This window comes from Clostridium beijerinckii HUN142 (assembly GCF_000621745.1).
Classification (GTDB): domain Bacteria; phylum Bacillota; class Clostridia; order Clostridiales; family Clostridiaceae; genus Clostridium; species Clostridium beijerinckii_A.
This window is the reverse complement of the sequence record NZ_JHXK01000005.1, coordinates 17984-40188: the sequence shown is the minus strand read 5'-3', so window position 1 is coordinate 40188 and position 22205 is coordinate 17984. Positions and strand designations below refer to the sequence as shown.

The 22205-nt window shown below is 28.7% G+C and carries 25 protein-coding genes and 2 pseudogenes; 24 read left to right on the top strand and 3 right to left on the bottom strand.

Translation table 11 applies throughout. The features are described from left to right. Positions 1-76 precede the first annotated feature (76 nt). Positions 77-1306 carry an MFS transporter gene (locus T483_RS0100245; protein WP_035789910.1) on the top strand — a complete coding sequence of 410 codons (1230 nt, stop codon included), beginning with the start codon at positions 77-79 and terminating at the stop codon, positions 1304-1306. Positions 1307-1535: 229 nt separating this feature from the next. Here the strand turns inward: T483_RS0100245 and T483_RS0100240 are convergent, their stop codons facing one another. Together T483_RS0100240 and T483_RS30035 are read right to left on the bottom strand one after the other, a co-directional pair. Further along, positions 1536-2849 (bottom strand): FAD-dependent oxidoreductase, encoded by a 1314-nt coding sequence (locus T483_RS0100240; protein WP_026884994.1) that lies wholly within the window; start codon positions 2847-2849, stop codon positions 1536-1538. A 130-nt stretch (positions 2850-2979) separates the two neighbouring features. Further along, complete coding sequence (locus T483_RS30035; RefSeq protein ID WP_051560252.1) at positions 2980-4053, bottom strand: acyltransferase family protein; 1074 nt, start codon at positions 4051-4053, stop codon at positions 2980-2982. 286 nt (positions 4054-4339) lie between these two features. Here T483_RS30035 and T483_RS0100230 point away from each other — a divergent pair, with 286 nt between their 5' ends. From T483_RS0100230 to T483_RS0100195, 8 genes and pseudogenes are all read left to right on the top strand, one after another. After that, the gene (locus tag T483_RS0100230; RefSeq protein WP_026884993.1) at positions 4340-5251 is read left to right on the top strand and encodes a PhzF family isomerase; all 912 of its coding nucleotides are present in this window, start codon (positions 4340-4342) and stop codon (positions 5249-5251) included. Between the two features lie 68 nt (positions 5252-5319). Next, positions 5320-5919, top strand: a complete 600-nt coding sequence (locus tag T483_RS0100225) for a Crp/Fnr family transcriptional regulator (RefSeq protein ID WP_026884992.1) — start codon at positions 5320-5322, stop codon at positions 5917-5919. Positions 5920-5983: 64 nt separating this feature from the next. Next, positions 5984-6784, top strand: coding sequence for an SDR family oxidoreductase (locus T483_RS0100220; RefSeq protein ID WP_026884991.1), 801 nt, complete (start codon positions 5984-5986; stop codon positions 6782-6784). Between the two features lie 163 nt (positions 6785-6947). After that, positions 6948-7253: a hypothetical protein gene (locus tag T483_RS0100215; RefSeq protein ID WP_026884990.1), complete on the top strand. Its 306-nt coding sequence runs from the start codon at positions 6948-6950 to the stop codon at positions 7251-7253. A gap of 88 nt (positions 7254-7341) precedes the next feature. Further along, complete coding sequence (locus tag T483_RS0100210) at positions 7342-7845, top strand: HTH domain-containing protein (RefSeq protein ID WP_026884989.1); 504 nt, start codon at positions 7342-7344, stop codon at positions 7843-7845. Further along, positions 7846-8064, top strand: a pseudogene (locus T483_RS0100205) (flavin reductase family protein); the annotation flags it as partial. It lies immediately after the preceding gene. Between the two features lie 208 nt (positions 8065-8272). Then, the gene (locus T483_RS0100200; RefSeq protein WP_026884987.1) at positions 8273-9136 is read left to right on the top strand and encodes an immunoglobulin-like domain-containing protein; all 864 of its coding nucleotides are present in this window, start codon (positions 8273-8275) and stop codon (positions 9134-9136) included. A 227-nt stretch (positions 9137-9363) separates the two neighbouring features. Beyond that, positions 9364-10185 (top strand): methyl-accepting chemotaxis protein, encoded by an 822-nt coding sequence (locus tag T483_RS0100195; protein ID WP_026884986.1) that lies wholly within the window; start codon positions 9364-9366, stop codon positions 10183-10185. A 283-nt stretch (positions 10186-10468) separates the two neighbouring features. Here the strand turns inward: T483_RS0100195 and T483_RS28560 are convergent, their stop codons facing one another. Continuing rightward, a complete protein-coding gene (locus T483_RS28560) occupies positions 10469-10756 on the bottom strand; it encodes a winged helix-turn-helix transcriptional regulator (RefSeq protein ID WP_035789907.1) in 288 nt (95 codons plus the stop codon). On the opposite strand from T483_RS28560, the pseudogene T483_RS0100185 reads away from it, so the two are divergent. The 15 genes and pseudogenes from T483_RS0100185 to T483_RS0100115 form a co-directional block, all read left to right on the top strand. Then, positions 10738-10872: pseudogene (locus T483_RS0100185) on the top strand (flavodoxin family protein); the annotation flags it as partial. The gene T483_RS28560 and the pseudogene T483_RS0100185 sit on opposite strands and share 19 nt — an antisense overlap. Before the next feature lie 157 nt (positions 10873-11029). After that, positions 11030-11266, top strand: a complete 237-nt coding sequence (locus tag T483_RS0100180) for a helix-turn-helix transcriptional regulator (protein ID WP_026884984.1) — start codon at positions 11030-11032, stop codon at positions 11264-11266. Beyond that, positions 11267-11719, top strand: a complete 453-nt coding sequence (gene def, locus T483_RS0100175) for a peptide deformylase (protein ID WP_026884983.1) — start codon at positions 11267-11269, stop codon at positions 11717-11719. Between the two features lie 436 nt (positions 11720-12155). Continuing rightward, positions 12156-12785, top strand: a complete 630-nt coding sequence (locus T483_RS0100170; RefSeq protein ID WP_026884982.1) for a class I SAM-dependent methyltransferase — start codon at positions 12156-12158, stop codon at positions 12783-12785. Positions 12786-12809: 24 nt separating this feature from the next. Then, positions 12810-13259, top strand: a complete 450-nt coding sequence (locus T483_RS0100165; protein WP_026884981.1) for a MarR family winged helix-turn-helix transcriptional regulator — start codon at positions 12810-12812, stop codon at positions 13257-13259. A 157-nt stretch (positions 13260-13416) separates the two neighbouring features. After that, a complete protein-coding gene (locus T483_RS0100160; RefSeq protein WP_026884980.1) occupies positions 13417-13761 on the top strand; it encodes a DUF6054 family protein in 345 nt (114 codons plus the stop codon). Between the two features lie 400 nt (positions 13762-14161). Then, a complete protein-coding gene (locus T483_RS0100155; protein ID WP_026884979.1) occupies positions 14162-14368 on the top strand; it encodes a helix-turn-helix transcriptional regulator in 207 nt (68 codons plus the stop codon). A gap of 3 nt (positions 14369-14371) precedes the next feature. Further along, positions 14372-14815 carry a DUF6773 family protein gene (locus T483_RS0100150; protein ID WP_026884978.1) on the top strand — a complete coding sequence of 148 codons (444 nt, stop codon included), beginning with the start codon at positions 14372-14374 and terminating at the stop codon, positions 14813-14815. 84 nt (positions 14816-14899) lie between these two features. Further along, positions 14900-15244 carry a DUF6483 family protein gene (locus T483_RS0100145; RefSeq protein WP_026884977.1) on the top strand — a complete coding sequence of 115 codons (345 nt, stop codon included), beginning with the start codon at positions 14900-14902 and terminating at the stop codon, positions 15242-15244. Positions 15245-15268: 24 nt separating this feature from the next. Continuing rightward, positions 15269-15625 (top strand): MmcQ/YjbR family DNA-binding protein, encoded by a 357-nt coding sequence (locus tag T483_RS0100140; protein WP_026884976.1) that lies wholly within the window; start codon positions 15269-15271, stop codon positions 15623-15625. Between the two features lie 227 nt (positions 15626-15852). Next, complete coding sequence (locus T483_RS0100135; protein ID WP_026884975.1) at positions 15853-16833, top strand: ketopantoate reductase family protein; 981 nt, start codon at positions 15853-15855, stop codon at positions 16831-16833. Between the two features lie 79 nt (positions 16834-16912). Then, complete coding sequence (locus tag T483_RS0100130) at positions 16913-18790, top strand: MutS family DNA mismatch repair protein (protein ID WP_026884974.1); 1878 nt, start codon at positions 16913-16915, stop codon at positions 18788-18790. 422 nt (positions 18791-19212) lie between these two features. Beyond that, the gene (locus tag T483_RS0100125) at positions 19213-19992 is read left to right on the top strand and encodes a polysaccharide deacetylase family protein (RefSeq protein ID WP_026884973.1); all 780 of its coding nucleotides are present in this window, start codon (positions 19213-19215) and stop codon (positions 19990-19992) included. A gap of 262 nt (positions 19993-20254) precedes the next feature. Next, positions 20255-20827 (top strand): CDP-alcohol phosphatidyltransferase family protein, encoded by a 573-nt coding sequence (locus T483_RS0100120; RefSeq protein ID WP_026884972.1) that lies wholly within the window; start codon positions 20255-20257, stop codon positions 20825-20827. A gap of 29 nt (positions 20828-20856) precedes the next feature. Next, positions 20857-22125, top strand: a complete 1269-nt coding sequence (locus T483_RS0100115) for a ferredoxin reductase family protein (RefSeq protein WP_026884971.1) — start codon at positions 20857-20859, stop codon at positions 22123-22125. Positions 22126-22205: the final 80 nt, after the last annotated feature.

The following is a 22205-nucleotide window of genomic DNA, read 5'->3' as shown; positions in this document are numbered from 1 at the left end:
ATATCAATGAGGTTTTCATTTTAACAAGATATTTCATATATGAAGTAAAAAGATTTTGAAAGGATGATATTTTATTATGAATAATAAAGAAAATGTGAGAAATTTAAATGGAATTATTCTCATTCTATTTATGATTATTTTTTTAATCGGCGCTGATACATTTTTGGTTTCTCCACTAATACCAACTTTAAGCAGAGATTTTAATGTTACAGTATCTCAATCTGGACTTTTAGTAATTGCATACTCTCTTCCTTATGCAATCTGTGGTTTCGCTTTTGGTCCATTATCAGATAAAGTAGGAAGAAGAGCAATGCTTAAATGGGGAATATTGGCTTTTACTGTTTTTACATTGTTATGCGGATTTGCTTGGAATTTTTGGTCTTTATTTGTCTTTAGGGCTTTATCAGGTATTGCAGCAGCAACTTCACCACAGGTTTGGGCATCAATAGGAGACCTTGTTCCTTTTGAAAAACGTGGACGTGTTGTTGGAGTGGTAACAGCCGCACTTTCGATTAGCCAAATTCTGGGAGTTCCACTTGGTGCTTTTGCAGCTGGTGCTGCTGGATGGCGTTTTTCTTTCTATGCACTTGGTATCTTAGGTGTCGTTATTACTTTATTAATAATGTTTGCATTCCCTGTAATTAAAAATACTACTGCACAAGTAACTAAGCCTGCGGCACCTTCAAATCCTATTTACTCTTTAAAGCTTGTTGTAACAAATAAAAGAGCTGTATCCGGATTACTTGTTACTTTCTTTATGATGTTTGCAAGCTTTGGAATGTATTCTTTCCTAGGAGCATGGCTTTCTAATTCATTTAATATGAGCGTTAGTGCGATAGGTACCATTATTGTTGTGGTTGGATTTGGAAATCTGATAGGGAATCTTTCAGGTGGATTATTAGGTGACTATTTTGGTAAAGGGCGAGTAGTTATTACAGGTTTAACAATTTTAGCAATAGCTCTTTCTGCTTTGCCATATACCTCGACTAATATCAATTTTGCAATTCCTTGTATTTTCGTATGGTTAGTGAGTGCAGGTGCTTCATTAGCTTCTCTTAATTCAATAATAAGTGAACTTGTACCATCATTACGTGGAACTGTGATGAGTTTAAATAGTTCTTTTATGTATATTGGGACTACAATTGGAGTTATTGTTGGCGGGGATGCAATTAATAAATTTGGATATGCTGGACTTGGTTTTGTAAATGGAATCTCTGCATTTATAGCGATGATTATCATTTGCTATGTAATAAAACCTACATCAGAAGAATCTGAGGGGAAGGTTATAATTAATGGAGATTTATAGAGTATAAATTCTTGTAAAATTAATGTCACTTTCTACTGATACGGCAAACCTTATCATAAGTAGTTGAAAAAAATATAATTTAGATTCAGATATATTGTATGTTTGTTAACTACAAGAGAGCGGCAAAATAGATTGTCGAATATGATAATATCTAAAATAATCATAAACTTTTAAAGAATAATCTGCTGGTTATAATAATGAAATCAGCAGATTATTTTTTTGAATGGTTTTAAGGTTCTATTGATTGTGGGAATCTAAAAACATTTTCGGGATCATAAATCTTTTTTATTATTCTAAGGGTTCCATAATTCTCACCATAGTATTCATAGCCATAATATTTAAGCTGAGCATAAGGGAAGTTCACATAAGAGCCATTTGTTATGGTTTCCACATATTTGAAAACTTGTGATACCCAGTTTTTAAATACATTGCCATCTTCATATTCTTCCCAATCTGCTGTTATTCCCATAATATAGCTGGCATCTCTATAGTAGTAAGCTGAATAATCACTGGAGAAATCTTTTATCTTACCGCCTAAAGTATAAAGTCTGATAAAACAACCATCTCCTGGGCTACAATCTATATACTTAATTAAGTTTTTGATATTTGTTTTACTTAAGTGACAATAAACGAACCTTCCAGTAGCTTTAAATCTATCAGGAGGCCCATAAAAAGCACCAATAGCTTTAACGGCATCTATAAAAGGTACATATTCTATTAAAGAGCTATCTAGTAAACCTGGGAGCAGTAAAAATTCTTTTAAAATCTTTTCAGCTTCAGACTTAGGTCCATAGAAAAATCCATTTAAATATATGCCTTTTTTACTTAAACCAGCAAAACAACTAATCCTCTTGTCTGCAGTTTTCAGCCAGCATTGCCATAGTTTAATAAAGTTTTCCCTGGAAATATTATTCCACTTAAGCTGTATAAGAGTAATATAATTTACCTTATGAAGTCTAAAAGTATAGCTAGTTACAACTCCAAAGTTTCCTCCACCTGCGCCTCGACAGGCCCAGAATAAATCAGGATTTATATGATTATTGGCAGTTATTAGATCACCTTTGGCATTAACCAATTGCAGCTCTATAAGATTGTCCGATACTAAGCCAAAATTTCTACAGGATAAACCTATTCCACCACCTAGTACCAAACCAGAAATTCCAACTGTTGGGCAAGTTCCGCCATTAAAGGCATATCCTTTTTCAGAAGTTACTGAGTATATATCTCCAAGTCTTGCGCCAGCTTGAATTTTTACAGTATCATTTTTAGTATTAACTTCAATCTTGTCCATAAGAGTTGTATCTATTACTATTACGCCATTATCTGTTGAATATCCTTCATAATTATGCTTACCTGTACGAATGCGAAGCCCCACATGATGTTTTCTACACCATTTAATAGAGTTGGATACATCCGTTGGTGTATAACAATAAACGATAGCTAATGGAAATTTATTAATAGATAGATTATATTCAAGTCTCAAAGTTGGATACTCTTTATCTGAGGGTGTTATTACCCTTCCTGTTAATCCATTTAATCTCATTTTCTTTCTCCTTTGTTAAAAAACGTATTTTTCTTTATTTTATGTTGCTAATATCATAGAAGTGATATGTAGAAACTCGAAAAATACTAATTATCATCATTATTTTGTATAAGAAGAAAGTTAATGATAATTATTTTTTCAATCCGAACATAAATCTTGCAATTGGGACTGAACGTACAATTTTATAGGTGAAAACACTTGCTATAAAGGTTGAAATCATAATAATACTAAATTGTACTAATCTATTGCTAAAAAATCTTATAACATAATAACCAATTGCTACTAACCAAGTTTGATGAAAAATGTAAATAGTAAAAGATGACTTAGAAAAGTAATCTAAAATTCTATTAGAAAAATCAAAATAGCATTTTCCTAAGCCTAAAATGGCTAAAATTATAGTCCATGTGGTTAAATGATTAAATGCTGAACATAGAAATTTAATTTCAAATGAAACATTCTCAAAATCTACAGTATAAATCATAACCATACGTATTATAGAAAGTATAATTGCAAAAGTAGTTAAAATTAAGCGTTTGTTTTCTAGTAGCTTTATAGCTCCATTGGTGCTTAAAATTAGGGAACCTAGTAGGAACAATGATAGATATTCGCCAAAACCTTGTCCACCAATTTTAATAATGCTTAAAAGAAAGTTAAATAAGAATAATGGTATTATTGTCCATAAATTAAGTTTGCTTTCATTGATTTTTTTATTGGATTTTTTGTAGAGAATTATTAGAGGTAATGATACCAATGAAATAACAAACAAAAAGAGCAGAAACCATAAATGCGCAGGAGTAAAACCGCCAGTATATCCAGTTAAGTCAGTTTTCTTAGTAAAAAATAATACGTATTGATTAAAATAACTTCCTGTATACCCATTATGTTGTTTCTCTGCAAAAAATGTTTGGATAGGAACTGTTAAAATAACTCCAAACATAAATGGTATATAGAGCTTAAAAAAACGTTCTTTAATAAACTGCTTAATTGAATGTTTCTCCATAGCTAATGAGGCACTAATTCCTGCAATAGCAAACAGTAATGGCATAAACCAATCTGAGGAGATTCTTATAAAATTATCACAAATAATGCTTGGTTTTCCAACCACATAAAAGTTTTCAAATGAGTTAAATATACGAGAGGTATGAAATGGGAATAGCAATAAAATTCCAAAGGTTCGTATATTGTCAATATAATGTTCTCTCAAATAACATCCCTCTTTCAGCTAAATTCATTATTGTAAACAACAATTATAATAAATACATACATAATAAATAATAACTACATTTTGAAGTATAAATTTTCCAGATTCTTATTATAACAAAAGTTGAAATGGAGTATATATTTCAAACAAATATAAATCCCACTTTTAAATGTGCACTTGTAAGTGAATTAAAGTAAAACTATAATTAATTATATTACAGATAGGTATTAATTCCCATGAATTAAACAAATGGTTTTAGCCTATAAATTAAAGTATATTTGGAGGTAACATGGCAAGAAAATATAATTTATATCAAGTTGATTCATTTACAAAGGAAAAATTTACAGGAAATCCAGCAGGGGTGATATCGAATGCAGATGGATTAACTGATTATGAAATGCAGAAAATTGCTAGAGAGCTTAACAATTCTGAGACAGCATTTATTTTCTCTTCAAATAGTAATGAATATGATGTCCAAGTGCGCTTTTTCACACCTATAAGCGAAGTTCCTATTTGTGGACATGCGACTATTGCAGCTCATTATGTACGTGCTATCGAAAATGAACTGGAAACTTCAAGGATTTATCATAAGACAGGAGCAGGAATTTTACCTGTTGATATAATAAAAGAAAATAATGATTACAAAATTATTATGATACAGGGAAAAATTGAGTTTGGTGAAATTATTGATGGTATAAATAAAGAAGAACTTTTAAAAGCACTTAAAATTAAAGAAAGTGATTTACTTGATGATTATAAAATTCAGATAGTGTCAACAGGTCATTCTAAAGTTATGATAGGTATTAAAAGTATTGAAACATTAAATATATTGCAGCCAGATTATAGTGCACTTTCTAAGTTAAGCGAGGTAATTAAATGTAATGGATATTATATTTTTACTACTGATTCAAAAGAAAGTGATATTTTAATACATGGAAGAATGTTTGCACCTTCAATAGGTATCAATGAAGATCCTGTTACTGGTAATGCAAATGGTCCATTAGGTGCATATCTTGTTCACCATAATCTTGTTAATCATAATAATTCTTCATTTAGATTTAAAGCTAAGCAAGGAGAGGCTATAAATAGGCCTGGTATTATCGAAGTTGAGGTAAAGATAGAAGACAATGAACCAATAGAGGCCAAAGTTTCAGGAAACGCCGTTATAATATTTAAATCAGAATTATTATTAAATGATTAAAACTAATACAAGACACATGAAATAGTAGGTAATTAGAATTAATTCTAACCAAAGGAACGAGGCTTTGAATGAGTACAAATGTATACGATGATTTATGGATAGATATTTTGAAAAATAATGAGATTTTCCTTAGTGAAAAAAACATAACTTTATTAAAGAAGATTTTTAAGCCAAAGCTGTTAAAAAAAGATACGTTCTTTTTACAGGAAGGTGAGAAGTCTACTGAAATAGGAGTTGTTGTTAAGGGAGTTTTTCGTTCTTATTATATTGATAAAACAGGTAAAGATACAACAAAATATTTTTACAAAGAGGGTGGGGTACTATTCTCATATGTAGCACATCTATCGCAAAAGGAATCTATGTATTATATACAAGCATTAGAAGATAGCGAAATTATTGTAGCTCAAATTTCTGATTTTGAAAAAATAGTTGAGGAAAACTATGAGCTACTTTTGTTTTACAAAAAGATGATTGATAGTGTTCTTATTATGAAAGAAGAGCATGCAATTAGTTTTAAAGTATTAGATAGCATTGAACGTTATAAGCAGTTCCTTAATGCATATCCAGGATTAGAAAAGCGTATTAAACAATATCATATTGCTTCTTATTTAGGAATAACCCCTGTGTCACTTAGTAGATTAAGAAAAAATTTTAATATTAACAAATGATAATGCAGCTAACCTCCATGTGATTTATGATGTATATAAATTTTATTAATGGGGGTTAATTTTTATGAAAAACGAAACAGTTGTTTTAATTACAGGATGCTCAACGGGGATAGGACGAGAACTTTGCAGCATATTATCTGAGAGAGGATATATAGTTGTGGCAACAGCTAGAAAGGTAGAATCTTTAAAAGATTTACCTGTATCATTAAAGCTATCGCTAGATGTTACCCAAAAAGAATCTATTTCAGTTGCGATGAAGGAAGTGATAGCACGATTTAAGAAAATTGATATTCTTGTAAATAATGCGGGATACTCAACTAGAGGTGCTTTAGAGGAAATCAATATAAATAGTGCAAAAAGCATGTTTGATGTAAATGTATTTGGAATAATTAATATGATTCAGGCAGTTGTTCCGGAAATGCGTAAGAAACAATTTGGCAAAATTATAAATATTGGCTCAATTTCGGGGAAATTTGTTCAACCTATTAATGGTGTATATTGTGCATCTAAATATGCAGTTGAGGCAATAAATGATACATTGCGTTTAGAACTGCACAACTATAATATTCAAGCAACTGTAATAGAGCCTGGACCAATAAAAACAAATTTCTTTAAAACTATGATTAATAATTCAAATAATCTTATGACTAATCAAGATTCTTATTATTCAACTTTTTATGAAGCAGATGCTAAATATCGAAATAATCAAAATTTAACTGATCCTAAAGAAGCAGCGAAAACTATTGTTAATATAATTTCCAAAAGGAGGCTTAAACCTCGCTATAAGGTTGCCGTTCCGCTGTCATATAATATAGCTATACACTTTCCTGACTTTGTAAGAGAATACTTTATGAAAAAGCGCTAGATTAATGAATAATTATATTATCTCTTTATTATGTAACATTTTGTGTTTGTGTTAAAATTTGTATAGTGGAACAAATTGAGCAATATAATATTTATAATGCATGCAATAATTTATATTTATAGTAGCAGAATATCAACAACTGAGGGAAGGGGATAAATCAATAATGACATTTTTAAAACAAGTAAAGCTCTATAGAGTAAAAATTACTGAGCTTTGCGACAACAAAAATATATTACAGAAAACATTGAATTTTAATTATACTCTCAATAATTCAGGGATAGGTTATAGAGAGTTCAACAATATTATTCCAGCAGGAATTACTGGTTGGATAATACAATGGATGGGGAAAAAATATTTTGCGCCTGACGATAATCAAGAAAGTTTAAAAGATTTTCTAAATAGAGTTCAGACTGAAGATATATTAATACCTTATAAGAGAATTGAAGGGCATTGTTGTAAAATTGATTAGTATTAACTTAGAGTGTTGAATAACTAATTTTTACAAATATTTATTTAAGAAAATATTAAAATATATTATACGAATGAGGTGGGGAAATATGGAATTAATAAATGGAGATTCAAATCCTATAGACAAAACAAGAGAAAGTATAAAAAAATTGATTGGAGATTATAAAATTGAACTTGAAGTTTTGAGTAGAATGATAAATGTGGATTATAACTGGCTAAAAGATTATATGGATGGAAAAAGAAATTTGCATGAGTTTTATGCTAATGCAATGGACTCTATTAAAAACAATAAAGAATTTGTGTGGAATTCAAAGTGTCCTGAGCCTTCATCATTATCAAATAAGATTTATATTCTATCTGAAGGGATACGTAGTATAAATGAAGATGACAGAGTCAAAGGAATAATAGATGTATTGATAATTGACGTTGGAATTAGATACGATACTTTAGCTATGTATGCAGGTATCAGCTTAGAAGATGTTAAGAATTTTATGAAGGATACTAATTCTATTACATATGAAAATAAATATAAGTTAGCGGTAGCAAGCTTGTCTTTACACTTTTTGATTAATGGCAAGAAATCAGCAAATTAGTTGTGTAAAGTAATACAAACTATTCCCATATTTGATTTTACAATGTTTCATGGTGAGATTGTGGCGACATATGCAGAGGAAGAGTGTTTGGAAAATGGAAGACCAAATGCCCTAAAAGTTAAACCAAGAATATTAATGGATACAGGTTATTTTGATTTAAATAATATAGTTGGATCAATATTTAAATCATTTGAAGGTAATAGGAAAGCATATTTATGAGAAATTTTAAAGTAACATGAAATAAAGAATACTTACTTTGTATCAAAGTTATCTTAACTTTATGCACATTAATATCGTAATCTGTAGGTTTGGAGTATTAATAAACAAGAATGTATTGCTTGAAATTTGATATAATAGTACCGAAAAAATATGAAATATTTGTATTATGTGAGTGAAAGTGGAATTGGATATAATTGGAGGAGAAATCATGAAAAAAGTAAAAAAACTAAGAGTGATAGTGGCTCTATTAGTAGCAAGTGTTGCATATGTATTTAATTCAAGTGGAGCGAATGCAGAATGGAAACAGGATTCAAACGGTTGGTGGAATACAGAAGGAAGTTCATGGTCAGTAGGTTGGAAAGAGATTGATGGAAAGTGGTATTATTTTAAACAAGATGGATATATGGTACATGATACAACCATTGATGGATATACAATAGGATCTGATGGGGCGTGGATTCAGGCTGCGCCCAATAATGTTACAACTAACAAGGATAAAAGTTTTGATATGGATGAATTTAAAAATACTTTAAGAATAGATGGTTATCCTGTAGAAGTGAGAAATACATTGTATAAGGAAAATAGTGTATCTAGGGGATGGAAATTAGTTAATGGAAAGTATTATTACTTTAGCTTTGAAGGGGTTCTCGCAAAGAATGAAACTGTCGACGGATATTATTTGGGGGCAGATGGAACTTTAGATACAACTAAAGGTAAATCACAATTACAAGATATTACTATGAAGACTGAAAAAAGTGTGTATCCTGTCGGTACAGAAGAGATCAGGGTTGATATAACAAATAATACGGATTTAGAAAGTGGACATGGTGGAGAATATTATAAAATAGATAAGTTTGAAAATAATGAATGGCATAATTTAGAGTTTGCAAAACATACTGCTTTTAATGATTTAGAAGCAATTTTGCCAGCAAAAGGAACAGGTATGGATATTTGTAGATTAAGTACACTGAAAGACTTTAACAAGCTTACAGCAGGAAAATATAGAATATTAGCAGAAATTGAAAACTCAAAGGGTTATTCCCATGTAACTGCAGAATTTGAACTGCAATAAAGAGAAGTAAATATAAGATTTTAAGTACCGTATTATTCAGTTGAATGTACGGTATTTTTATATTTAAAATGTTATATAATTTTATTAAAAGAATTATTAACTTAAAATTGAATAATACTAAAAAATAAAATAATATATTTCTAAAATAAACGCAAAAAAACAAGGAATATAGAAAGATTTATCGAATATATACCTATTATAGATTGAATTTATTGGAGGGTATATATATGGAAAATAGACTTGAGGCATTTTTGGAGGTTATTCCTGAATTAAAGGAAATATTACAAGACGATATAGCAGTTGCTGTAGCAGATACTAAGAAATTTATATATTATCGTGATGGTGATTCCATTAACTTACCTATCAAAGTTGGACAAGAGTTAAATCCTGAGGAACCATTATATAAAAGTATAAAAGGAGGTAAGGTACTAAGTGTGATAGTGCCAAAAGAATTATTTGGAGTATCATTTAAGGGGATTTCTTACCCTATTAAGGATTCAAGTGGAAATATTATTGGTGGAGTTGCAATAGGGAAAAGCTTAAATAAACAGTTTAAAGTAGAAGAAGTAGCAGAGAACATTTTTAGTTCACTGCAACAGACAAGCTCAAGTATTGAGGAAGTGGCTACTGATTCTCAAAGACTTTCATCTTCAATGAATAGTATTGTAAATGCAACACAAAAAACAGAAGAAAAAATAAAAGAAACGGATACAATATTAAATCTTATTGCCAGTGTTTCTTCTCAATCTAATCTTCTAGCTTTAAATGCAGCTATTGAAGCTGCAAGAGCAGGCGAGGCAGGAAGAGGGTTTTCAGTTGTTGCAGGTGAGATGAGAAAACTTTCACAGATGAGCAGTGAATCGTCAAAAAAAGTATCACAATTGCTTCTTGAAATGAGAAATTCTATTGATGAAGTTATTAAGGAGATTAGCAATACAAACATGATAGCAGAATCACAAGCAGCAGCTACTGAAGAGATAACGGCTACTTTAGAAGAGATTACCTCAAACTCCAAAGAGCTAGTGGATATGTCAAAGGTAGTATGGTAAAGATGATTATAGCATTTACTTCAGATACATATAATTTTAGCAATTATCTTATTAAATTATTTAACAACCTTCATAAAATTTATCAGGAAAATTCAATAAGTTAATAGTATAAAATAGGCAGAAGATCGCATTGTTCAATAAAATATGAATATGCGATTTTTTTCTGCGCAATTTTAAAAAAGCATGTAGCTATGAAGTAGTATAAGTATATTATTCATGGTTGAAGAAAACTTTTGATTATTCATCACAAAGATGTTTCTTTATATTTATGAACTTCTTCGCCCTATTCTCCAAGATGTTGTAAAGCAACTATGAGTTTTTGACTAAGTTCTGATAATTCATATTCTACTCTTGGTGGAATTTCATTGTATTGACGACGAATAATCAGAGCATCTTCTTCAAGTTCTTTTAAGTTTTTTGAGAGCATAAGACTGGATATGCCATCAACTTTTCGTTGTAGTTCATTAAAGCGAAGAATTCCGTTTTGAGACATAATCCAAATTGTTAATAGTTTCCATTTTCCGTTTAGAATTGTTAAAGCATATTCTATGGAACAGTTTTCTAGAAGAATTAGGCTGGAAGTTAGAGGATAGCATTCACTATTGCGGAACTAGTCATAATCCTGATTTAGCAATGTTTGATGAGTTATCTTTAAGAACATTTAAGGATGGAGAAAATCTAGCTTAATAAATTTATAGTACAATACCACTTGGATAGTATGACGAATAGTACTGAATTTGAAAAGTTGGAAATTAAAGACACACATCATGTAATGTTAACTTGACATGAAATTTGAATTGGAATATACTTTTATGTAAGGTAAACATGACAGGAGTGATTGTTAATGAAGAATAAACTAAGAAAATTTCGTGAAGCTATTGGATTAACACAGGAACAATTGGGAGCTCTTGTAGGAGTATCAAGGCAGGCAATAAATTCTATTGAAACAGAAAAATATGAGCCATCTATATGGCTAGCTTATGATATTTCTCAAATATTTCATTGTGCAATAGAGGAAGTTTTTCTTTTCGAACAAAGTGAAAGAAAATCAAGAGCGCAATTAAGTAGAGGTGTAGTTTAAATGGCATTAAGGAAAATTAGATTATTTGGTGATGAAGTTTTAAGAAAGAAAAGTAGAGAAGTTGAAGTGGTAGATGAAAAGATTAGACAAATTCTAGATGATATGGTGGAGACAATGTATAATACAGAAAATGGTGGGGGATTAGCGGCACCGCAGATAGGAATACTTAAAAGGTTAGTTGTAATAGATATGGGACAAGGACTAATAAAATTAGTCAACCCAATAATAATTAAACAAGAGGGTAGCCAAGAAGTTATAGAAGGATGTTTAAGTAATCCACATGTATTTGGAAAATTATTAAGGCCAGAAAAAGTGACAGTTCAAGCATTAGATGAAAATGGTAAAGAAATAATACTAACGGGTACAGGAGATTTAGCAAAATGTTTTTGTCATGAAATTGACCATTTAGAAGGTATTCTTTTTACTGATTTTGTTACTGAATATTTAAAATAGTATAATAAACTTTCTGTTACTGTATTATTTAATATATCGTGCATTATTAAATGAAAATATTAAGTACAATTTAATACAATATTTTATATAATCAAAAAATCACTAGATAATTTCTAGTGATTTTTTTTATAACTAATACAAGGCAAATTATTGCTCTAGTAATATGCAGGAAAAGTAATGAAATTTAACTAAAAAATTAATAAAGTTCTTATATAATACGTTACAAAAATAATTCTAAAAATATTGCAAGAATTTTAGAGGCAATTGTAAATTGTGAAATATATATTGTAAATTGCAATATATATAAATATATCTGTATTTTCAGAAAAATATATAAAAAATGGTTGAATTTTACTTTTAATAGTGGTAGTATTTAATTATAGTACGTATATGGAACTATACTAAGATTGAACTATTATTATGGGGAGTGATTTATGTGGAAGGTAATAATAAAAACATTTTTAAGGAAAATTCGAAAATAAACTTTAATAGCACTGCTGAAGTTTATGATGAAAGCAGTGATGGCAAGTTTGTAGCTCCAATGTATGAGGAAATTGTTAGTAGGGTAATAAGCGAAAATCCTAAAAAAATATTAGATGTTGGATGTGGGACCGGTAATGTATTGATAAAACTTAGCACAAACTATAAGTTTGGTTTATATGGATTAGATATATCAGAAAATATGATTGCGATAGCTAAGAAAAATCTTGGGGATAAAGCTGAATTGAAAGTTGGTGATTCAGAATATATGCCTTGGGAAGATAATTCTTTTGATGTAATTGTATGTAATGCATCATTTCATCATTATCCAAATCCAGAAAAAGTTTTATTAGAGATGAAGAGAGTATTAAAGAATTGTGGATTATTAATTATAGGGGATCCAACGGCACCAGTAATTTGTAGACAATTTATAAATTTATATTGTAAAATATCTAATAGTGGTGATTATAAAATATATTCTGAAAAAGAAGTTAAGGCACTTTTAGTAAAATACGGATTTGAGCCATTTGATTTTAAAAAGATTAATTATAAGAGTTTTGCAATTAGCGCTAAGATAAGAAAATAATCATTAATAGATTGGAGTGACAATATGGATAAAGAATGTAAAAAGCAAATAGATGAATTTAATATATTATGGCATCGTATGTTATTTGAATCAAGCTATAAAGATATTGAAGCTAAGTATACTAGAATAAAAGGACTTAGTGATAATGAAATATCCATAATTAGAATTATTTCCGAGAAAGAAGAAGTTATTATTAGAGATATTTTAGAAATATTGAATATTCCTAAAAGTACATTGACTAACATGATCGATAGATTAGAAAAGCGTAATCTTATAAGTAGATCTATTAGTAAAAGAGATAGAAGATCTTATAAACTAGAGCTTACGGAAGAAGGGAAAAAAGCGCAAGAGGAGCATATAAAATTTGAAGAAGAGATTTATGGAAAAGTAATGATTTCTTTAGATACTTATGAAGAAAGAGAAAATTTATTAAATATTATGAGAAAGATTGTTTACAATATTTCTAGTAGATAATGAAAGTTAATAAAATATTGTAATTGAGTAATATGTAGATTTGAGACAGTAAATTAAAAAAGTACTCTTTGAAAATTGAATAATGCGATGTTTACAAAATATGCTATAATTGATTGTGATAGTAAAATAGGAAACTAAATATTATGGAGGATTCATTATGGCAAAGTATGAAAATACTATTAGCGGTCAATTTGAGAAAGTACTTTATAGTTTAGAAAACGATATTGCTGGCAGTGGAATGACTATGAATTTAGTAGATAAAAGCAACTACACTTCTGGAGATACCAATGTAGCAGTTAGGGTATATGATAAATATTTTATGAGAAATGGCAATAGAGCAAGCTTAAGCCTTACAGTAGTAGGCAATGGTAGTAACATTTTTATTTCTGCAATTGGTTCTGGTGGAGGACAAGGTGTTATTTTTAACTTCAGTCTCGGTGCTGAAAGTGATATGGTGGCGATAGTAGAGAAAAGTGTAAAACGAATTGTAAATACTTATTAAGCTATTCGATCACAAACCTCGTACTTATGTGAATTAGTAAAAATAAATAGCAGATTGAAATATCGTATTATTCATCTGAATTTGCGATATTTTTTGTACACAATACTAAAAATCAAAAAGAGTATTCCTAAATATATCCATTGTCTTGTGGAAAGCATAGCTGTTTTTAACATTGTATTATTCAAATGAGTAAGGCTGTATTTTCTTTGTATTACAGGTGGATTTTAATTTAGAAAACTGCATTTAGACTTATAAGATAGCATTTCGCTTTACAATTAAGTTCCTTGTTTTTCGATCAATCTCATTAGTGAATTATTGTATTATATACTAATTATAATGCAATATATATTTGACATTATGAATTGTATATGTTACAACAATAATATAAGGAGGAATGCAGATGAAAAATCTTAAAATGAAATCAGCAAGGGTCTCGATGGACTTATCTCAAGAACAGTTAGCAGATAGAGTAGGCGTAACAAGGCAAACAATAGGGATGATAGAAGCTGGAAAATTTAATCCATCATTGCAATTATGCATCGCTATTTGTAAAGCACTTGGGAAAACATTAAATGATATTTTTTGGGAGGATGATGATAATGAATAAAAAATTGATGAGCGTCAAGAGCAAGAATTTTATAAATGTGAGCATATTGCATTTCGAATTATGTTTAGTGTGTCAGTGATAGTGATTATAATACAAATGTTATTTATGAAAGCTGCTTTTAAGGAAGTTGTTGGTGAAACAGTCATACTTGCATGTGGAGGCATTTCGACGATTTGGAGTTGTTTAAAAAGTGGTCTATGGAGCTACAATAACAATGAACCTTCTGTAAAAAGTAATTTAATTTATAGTATGATATGCTCAGTTGTAGCTACGTTATTGTTTGCAATTATAATTTATACAAGGGCAGGAATCAAAGTGATAACCCCTATTATAATTGGGGGATTCTTTGGTGGAATTTTCATTCTTGGATTTATTGTTTTAACATTACTAGGACAGGTATCAAAGAATACAAAAAAGAAAATAGAAAATAAATATAAGGATATTTAAGTGATACTTTTTTAGGATTTGAATAAAATATATATTTGAGTTCTTATATGATACTGCACTTAATATTGAATGAAGGTAAAATATATGGATATCGAAAAACTTATTAAGGAACTTGGGAAATCCATTGGAAAGATTATTTGTAATAAAAAAGAAGAAAATAGTGAGAAAATTAATATAGAGCAAATGAGTTCTATAGATATATTTAAAATAATTCTTACCAAAGTTGTTCATGAAGGGGATTATAATAAAGCGGAAGATTTAATCTTTGATGAACTAGAAAAAAATAATTCACAAGAAGTTTATGAAATTGCAATTGACTTTTATAATTCGCTCCTTAAAAAGAGTGATAATCTATTGAAACAAAGCAATTTTTCAAGAGGAGAGGTTTATCAGGGATTAAAAGATATAGAAAGATTTAAAGTTAAATAGGTATGTGTTTTAGGAGGAATTTTTATGGTAGAAAGAAAAGAAATTCTTGCTTATGCAAAAGAAAAATTTAATACTGATCCTGATTATCCTTGGCCTAAATATCCAGAGTATGCTGTACTTAGACATGAAGTGAATGGCAAATGGTATGGGTTAATTATGAATATACCAAGAATTAAATTAGGCCTAAGTGGAAAAGGAAATGCTGAGATATTAAACTTAAAGTGTGACCCAGTCCTAAATAGCTTATTAAAAAGCCAAGAAGGGATTTTACCCGCATACCACATGAACAAAAAATACTGGATCACAATCGTTTTGGATAGCGATTTTTCCAAGGAGGAAATATATAATTTAATTAGCTTAAGTTATGATTTGACAAAATAGAAATTAGTTATCAAAAGTAATGCAATGATTCTAAAATCGCATTATTCAAGAAAATTGAATTTGCGATTTTTTTTGTACAGTAAATTATAGATTTATTGAACGCTGAATATGTAATTTCATAAGGCTTTATGGAATTGAAATAATATTTTTTCAAAACACAACAGGATAGTATTTACAAAATATGTTACAATTAATTGGAAGATAAATGGAGATTTAGAGGTGTGAAAATGAAAGTTTTAATAATCGGGCTTGGAGTAATTGGGACAACTTATGGATATGTTTTTCAAAAAGAGGGACACAAGGTAGAGCATTTAATAAGAGACAGCAAAAAAGCATTTGTACCTGAAAATATAAATGTCAAGTTATTAGATGGAAGATTTAACAATAAAGGCGAAGAAAAAAATGATAATTATAAGATCCATATCCCAAATAAAAACAGTTCTTATGATTTTATATTAGTAAGTGTTCCAGCTGGAAAAATTGAAGGAGTAATAAGAACATTAAAAGAGAATGACATTAATGGTACTTTGATAATTTTCAATGGAATATGGGAAGATAAAAATTATATTGAAAATTTATTTAAAGGATGGGAGTACATACTTGGTTATCCAGTAGCAGGAGGGAATATAAGTGATCATGAACTAAATTGCTGTATATTTGATCATATTATGCTTGAAAGCAAAGAAAAAACAAATATTAAAAATTATGATAAGTTATTGGAATTATTATCTGATTGTCATATTAAAGCTGAAATACCTTTTGATATGCTTGAATGGATTTGGATTCACATGGCGATAAATGCAGCTGTTATAACAAACGCTGGAGAATATGGGGATATAAAAAACACAACTGAGGCAGCAGAAAAGTTGATGGATTCCTCTAAAATTTTATCAGAAACAATATTAACTATAAGGGAAACTGTAAAAATAATTTCATCTAGAAATGTAAATCTAAAGAATTATAATAATGAATTATTTGCTTATAAAATGCCTTCAAAATTAGCAGGAATAGTTATGAAAAGAATGTTTAAAAATAATCAGCTAACTCGTAGAATTATGACACTTCATAATAATATAAATGATTTATTATATGTATGCAAGAATGTATATGACTGCGGTAAAAATAATCAAATAGATGCGCCGCTGTTTTCAAGAAAATACAATTTACTAGAAAAAGAAGATAGATTGTTAAATTCTATACCCAATTAATTCAATATGAAGAAGCATATCAAAATTATTAAAGAAGAATAGTCATTAAAAAGTGTTTAATCCTAAAGGGGGAGTAGGAGTGATATCACAAAAAGAAAAATATGAAAAAAGAAAATCTCGATATTTTCTATTACTCAAAAGGCAGCAAAAGAATCTTAATAATATAAGTATATTACGATTTTGTATGTTTCTACTTGGATTTGCAATTTTAATAATATCATATATAAAGAACAACTGTTACTTATTTTATTTTGGAATTTTAATAACAGTTCTTTTATTTTGTTATTTAGGTGCTTTGTATCAAGTAATTAAAAATAAGAAGCTGTATATCAATGCATTATATGATGTAAATGATACATCTATAAAAAGATTAACTGGGGAGTGGAAATCTTTTGAGGATACTGGTGAAGATTTTATAGATAAAAACCATAATTATTCATACGATCTTGATGTTTTTGGGAAAGGGTCATTATTCCAATGGATGAATGCATCGCATACTTATATTGGAAGACAAAAACTCAAAGAAATCTTAACAGAAAAAACTAGAAATGAGCAAAATATATACAACAGGCAATCTGCCGTCAAAGAACTGGCCCCAAAAATAAATTTTAGGCAAAGGCTTGAGGTAGAGGGAGAAATAATTTCAAACAATAAACAAAATCCAGATGAACTTTTTTTATGGATGAAAGAAAGAAGTAACTATGTAATAAAAAAAGAAGTGATTTGGGGATTAAGGATTCTTTCAATAATAACTACAATAACTACCTTAACATTGATACTTAAAATAATGGATTTTTTACTAACGTTTCTGTTAGATATTCATATATTTGTGCCAAAAATATTTAATTTAGTTCCATTTTACATTCCTACTTTTTTGATTTTTATTCAATGTGTCATTTTAATGATAAAAAAAGATGATAGAAGAAAAAATTTAATTATTGCTGAGAAATATAAAAATAGCATAGTAACATATAAAAATATGATTAAGTGTATAGAAGGGCATAAATTTAATTCAAAGCATATTATGAATTTATGTGAAAAACTTTATAATACTGATGGAGAAAGTGCATCTAAGCAAATTGACTCATTTTCTAAAATCTGCGAATTAATAGCTAATAGACGTAATATTATATATCTTATTTTAAATCCAATTCTTATGATAGAATATCATCTGTCTATTTCACTTGAATTGTGGAGGATAAAATCAGGGGATGATTTTCAAAAGTGGCTAGATATAATAGGAGAGTTAGAAGCGCTAAGCAGTATTGCTGGCATTAAATATGATAATCCTTATTGGAGCATGCCCAAAATTATAAATGGATCATCAAAGATTCTAGCTAAAAATATTGGCCATCCTCTTTTAGGGGATAAACGTGTATGCAATAACTTAATTGTAGAAGATCCATATCAAGTTATACTTATAACAGGTTCTAATATGTCTGGTAAAAGTACATTTATGAGGACTGTTGGTATTAATATTGTATTAGCATATGCTGGTGCTCCAGTATGCGCAGATCAATTTTATTGTAATATTATGGATCTATATACCTGCATGAAGATAAGCGATAATCTAGGACAAAGTATATCTTCATTTTATGCTGAGATACTAAAAATTAAGAATATTGTTAAAGCTTCAAAAGAAGGCAAGCAAGTTTTATTTTTATTGGATGAAATTTTTAAAGGAACTAATTCAAAAGATAGGCTTGCTGGAGCAGCAATTTTAATAAAACAATTATGCAGAACTGGAAATTTAGGATTTGTATCTACTCATGATTTAGAATTAGGAAAAATGGAGAATCATAAGAATTCAAAGATTAAAAACTATCATTTTTCTGAATATTATACAGATAATGAAATTCACTTTGATTATAAGCTGAAGGAAGGAATCTCACCTACAAGAAATGCTATATACTTGATGAAATTAGCAGGCATTGATATAGAATCAGAGAAAAAATGAATATATATAATTGTTATTAGAATGATGTCCAAGTATATATACAATAATAGATCTGTCGTTTAAGACTAACATATCACTTTAGCTCTTTGAGTTTTCATATTTAAATACAGTAACGTCTGTGGGCTGTTTTATATTTGGTTCGTATTATTGCCTTATATGGCTTAATGCTTCCTCTTTTCAAGTCTCTACAATTTTATAAAGAATGAATTAAGTTATTTGAAAATTAATTCTCCGATGTAATGAAAATCTACTATAGCTTTGATTTATAGCTGCTTCTAAGCAAAGAATCTTTTTATTTAAATAAATTTATATAAGAATTAACATATGTATAAAATTGCTATAAATAAAAAGATTCAAGAAGCTAATAATAAAGTGAAATAAGCTTTAGATTTATGAGGCAAGTTACAAAGGAGGAAAACAAATTGAGAATTAAATCAAAACATATCTTATTTTTTTTGGCAAGTATATTTTTTATTCTAACTATATTTATAAACAATATAAATATTAATTCTGATTTATGTGATTTAGTATTCAATGAAGATGTTACTTTAAATGAAAAAATATGTGAGCATAAGAAAAAAACAATTTATTTAACTTTTGATGACGGACCTAGTAGCAAAGTAACAAATGATGTTTTGGACGTATTAAAGGAAAATAAAGTGCATGCAACTTTTTTTCTAATCGGAAATCAAATTGAAGGAAAAGAAGATGTGGTAAAAAGAATTTATGATGAAGGAAACGGAATAGGACTTCATACATATACCCATAAAATAAGGAAAATTTATAGCAGTGAAGACGCATTTATAAAAGAAATGATTAAATGTCGTGATGAAATAAATAAGGCTATTGGAATTTCACCTAATATAATTAGATTTCCATGCGGAAGTAACAAAAGATTGAACAAAAAATACTTAAAAAAACTGCATGATGAAGGATTTAAAATATATGATTGGGATTTAGATAATACGGATGGATTAAATTCAAAGCTCTCACCAGATACTTTATATAGAAAAGCAATAAAAGGAAGTGAAAATCGCCAAAACATAATATTACTTTTGCATTGTACAGACATGCATAAGAACACATGCAAGGCTCTTCCACAAATAATAAAATACTATAAATCTAAAGGATATGAATTTAAAGTTATTACAGAAGATACTCCGGAATTATATTTTCATATGAGAGGAAAATTATTTAAGTAAAAATATATTTGCCTAAACAATATAATATTTGAAACTAAAGTGGCATACTTTTTATGAGGATAAAACATGAGAAATTTAAAAAATAGCGAATGCTAAATGAGGAAAATTATATAAATTAAACCTGAAATGTAAATTCTAAGAACACCTATAGAAATATAGGTGTTTTTGTTGTAAACTTGTAATATATAGGAGAAAATTAGAGGTTTTTGTTTAATTATCTTAAAATGATTTATTAAAACAAGGAAGAATTGGGAGGGGTTCTTTGAAGATTATAGTCAGATATGTACCTAATTTAATTACAATAACAAGAATAATACTATCAGTATTATTTGTTCAAAATATAATCGAGCAATTTATATATGCTAAGGAAAGAAATGTGAATTTGAGCGTTTTATTTTTATCAATATGTATTTCAGATTTGTTAGATGGGAAAATTGCAAGAAAAACTAATTCAACTTCGATAATAGGAGCCAAACTAGATGTATTTTCAGATTTGTTTTATATTCTGATTTCATATATAGCGTTAATAAACATAAAAATTTTGCCCATATGGTATTTGGGATTCGTATGCTTGAAATTCATTGAATTTATAATAACATCAAAGTATATCAAAAATATTAAAAAGTCGGACAAGTCTTTTATTTTCGATAGAGCAGGTAGATTAGTCTCGGCTACATTTCTAGTAATTCCAGGCATTGTATGTATATATGGATATATTGGGGCTCATAATGCAGTAATTACAATAAATTATATTATCTATATAACATTTACAATTGGAGTTTATTCTTCTTATTCAAGAATAAAACTTTGCTTTATCAGAAATGAACTTGTATAAATATATAGAGTTATGAAAGGATGATGAGGATGAGGAGAAGTATATCAGGAAAATTAGTTATATTTATGAGTATGATAATAACATGGGTATTATGGTTATTTGTTGAACCTATAAGAGAAATATCTACAATGAGTGGATATTCTCAGTTAATAGCTGCATTTGCATTGGTAGCATTTGCATTTATTAATTTCATTTCAACTAGACACAGAATTTTAGATAGCTTATTTGACGGACTAGATAAATCATATATTTATCATAAGTATTTAAGTATTTGTGCGTTAATTTTGGTTGTTATTCATAATATAACAATAAGTATGGGGAAAAAAATTGAAAGGGCGAATGGAATAAAAATTCCTAAAGATCCTTATGCTATGTATGGGACTTTTAGTATGTATATATTTATAATACTTATATTAATCGCCCTTGTGGCTAAAAAATTAAATTATGAGAAGTGGAAAACAATTCATAAATTTATGATTATTCCTTATGCATTTGGAATTTATCACTATTATGGAAGTGCAACTTATGCTGTCTTTTCATTGGAACCTTTCTGTATATGGCTAAATCTTATAAACATAATAGGTATAATATCTGCAATTTATAGCGTATTCCTTTATGAAAAAATTTCGTTTAAGTATAAATATATAGTAAAAAAACTAGATATTGTAGCTAATGGAACCTTTGAGATTACAGGTGATTCTACTGGAAAAGAAATAAAATTCAAACCAGGACAATTTGCCTTTTTGAAAATTTTAGATAATGAAAATGGATTCGTTTCACATCCACTTACAATAAGTGATGCACCTAAGAGCAGAGAATTACAATTCACTATTAAAGCATTAGGAGATCATACAACGGATTTGTTAAATACACTTAAGGTTGGAGATGAATTTGTTGTCTCAGGACCTCATGGTAAATTTAATTATAAAACTGGTGTCAAGAATCAAATATGGATTGCAGGAGGAATTGGAATAACACCTTTTAGGAGCTTTGCTCAATCAGGTGTAGGGGAAGAATTTTCGGTAGATCTTTTTTATGCATACAATAATGAAGCTGAGGGAGCATATAAAGAAGAATTGCAACTATTAAACAGTAATAATTTAAGAGTGCACTTATTTAATTCAAAAGAAAAGGGATTTTTATCAGTAAACGAAATATCTAAATTTGTGAATACAAAAGATAGGATTGATGTTTATTTTTGCGGTCCAGCCCCAATGAGAGAAAATTTAAAAAAGCAGTTTAAAGATAGTGATTTTAATATTATAAATTTTAATTATGAGCATTTTCAATTTAAATAGATAAGATATAGATTTATTGAAATGTCACACTAATCAGAGGTAAAAGTGTGACATTTTTAATTGTATAATATGCAGATTTG

Excerpts from the sequence above, each read along its gene's own strand:
- def (WP_026884983.1), top strand. The coding sequence starts at position 11,267 with ATGGCATTAAGGAAAATTAGATTATTTGGTGATGAAGTTTTAAGAAAG.
- T483_RS0100225 (WP_026884992.1), top strand. The coding sequence starts at position 5,320 with ATGAGTACAAATGTATACGATGATTTATGGATAGATATTTTGAAAAAT.
- T483_RS0100145 (WP_026884977.1), top strand. The coding sequence starts at position 14,900 with ATGGATATCGAAAAACTTATTAAGGAACTTGGGAAATCCATTGGAAAG.
- T483_RS0100200 (WP_026884987.1), top strand. The coding sequence starts at position 8,273 with ATGAAAAAAGTAAAAAAACTAAGAGTGATAGTGGCTCTATTAGTAGCA.
- T483_RS0100140 (WP_026884976.1), top strand. The coding sequence starts at position 15,269 with ATGGTAGAAAGAAAAGAAATTCTTGCTTATGCAAAAGAAAAATTTAAT.
- T483_RS0100155 (WP_026884979.1), top strand. The coding sequence starts at position 14,162 with ATGAAAAATCTTAAAATGAAATCAGCAAGGGTCTCGATGGACTTATCT.
- T483_RS0100220 (WP_026884991.1), top strand. The coding sequence starts at position 5,984 with ATGAAAAACGAAACAGTTGTTTTAATTACAGGATGCTCAACGGGGATA.
- T483_RS0100240 (WP_026884994.1), bottom strand. The coding sequence starts at position 2,849 with ATGAGATTAAATGGATTAACAGGAAGGGTAATAACACCCTCAGATAAA.
- T483_RS0100160 (WP_026884980.1), top strand. The coding sequence starts at position 13,417 with ATGGCAAAGTATGAAAATACTATTAGCGGTCAATTTGAGAAAGTACTT.
- T483_RS0100180 (WP_026884984.1), top strand. The coding sequence starts at position 11,030 with ATGAAGAATAAACTAAGAAAATTTCGTGAAGCTATTGGATTAACACAG.
- T483_RS0100245 (WP_035789910.1), top strand. The coding sequence starts at position 77 with ATGAATAATAAAGAAAATGTGAGAAATTTAAATGGAATTATTCTCATT.
- T483_RS0100230 (WP_026884993.1), top strand. The coding sequence starts at position 4,340 with ATGGCAAGAAAATATAATTTATATCAAGTTGATTCATTTACAAAGGAA.
- T483_RS0100215 (WP_026884990.1), top strand. The coding sequence starts at position 6,948 with ATGACATTTTTAAAACAAGTAAAGCTCTATAGAGTAAAAATTACTGAG.
- T483_RS0100210 (WP_026884989.1), top strand. The coding sequence starts at position 7,342 with ATGGAATTAATAAATGGAGATTCAAATCCTATAGACAAAACAAGAGAA.
- T483_RS0100195 (WP_026884986.1), top strand. The coding sequence starts at position 9,364 with ATGGAAAATAGACTTGAGGCATTTTTGGAGGTTATTCCTGAATTAAAG.
- T483_RS0100165 (WP_026884981.1), top strand. The coding sequence starts at position 12,810 with ATGGATAAAGAATGTAAAAAGCAAATAGATGAATTTAATATATTATGG.
- T483_RS0100135 (WP_026884975.1), top strand. The coding sequence starts at position 15,853 with ATGAAAGTTTTAATAATCGGGCTTGGAGTAATTGGGACAACTTATGGA.
- T483_RS0100115 (WP_026884971.1), top strand. The coding sequence starts at position 20,857 with ATGAGGAGAAGTATATCAGGAAAATTAGTTATATTTATGAGTATGATA.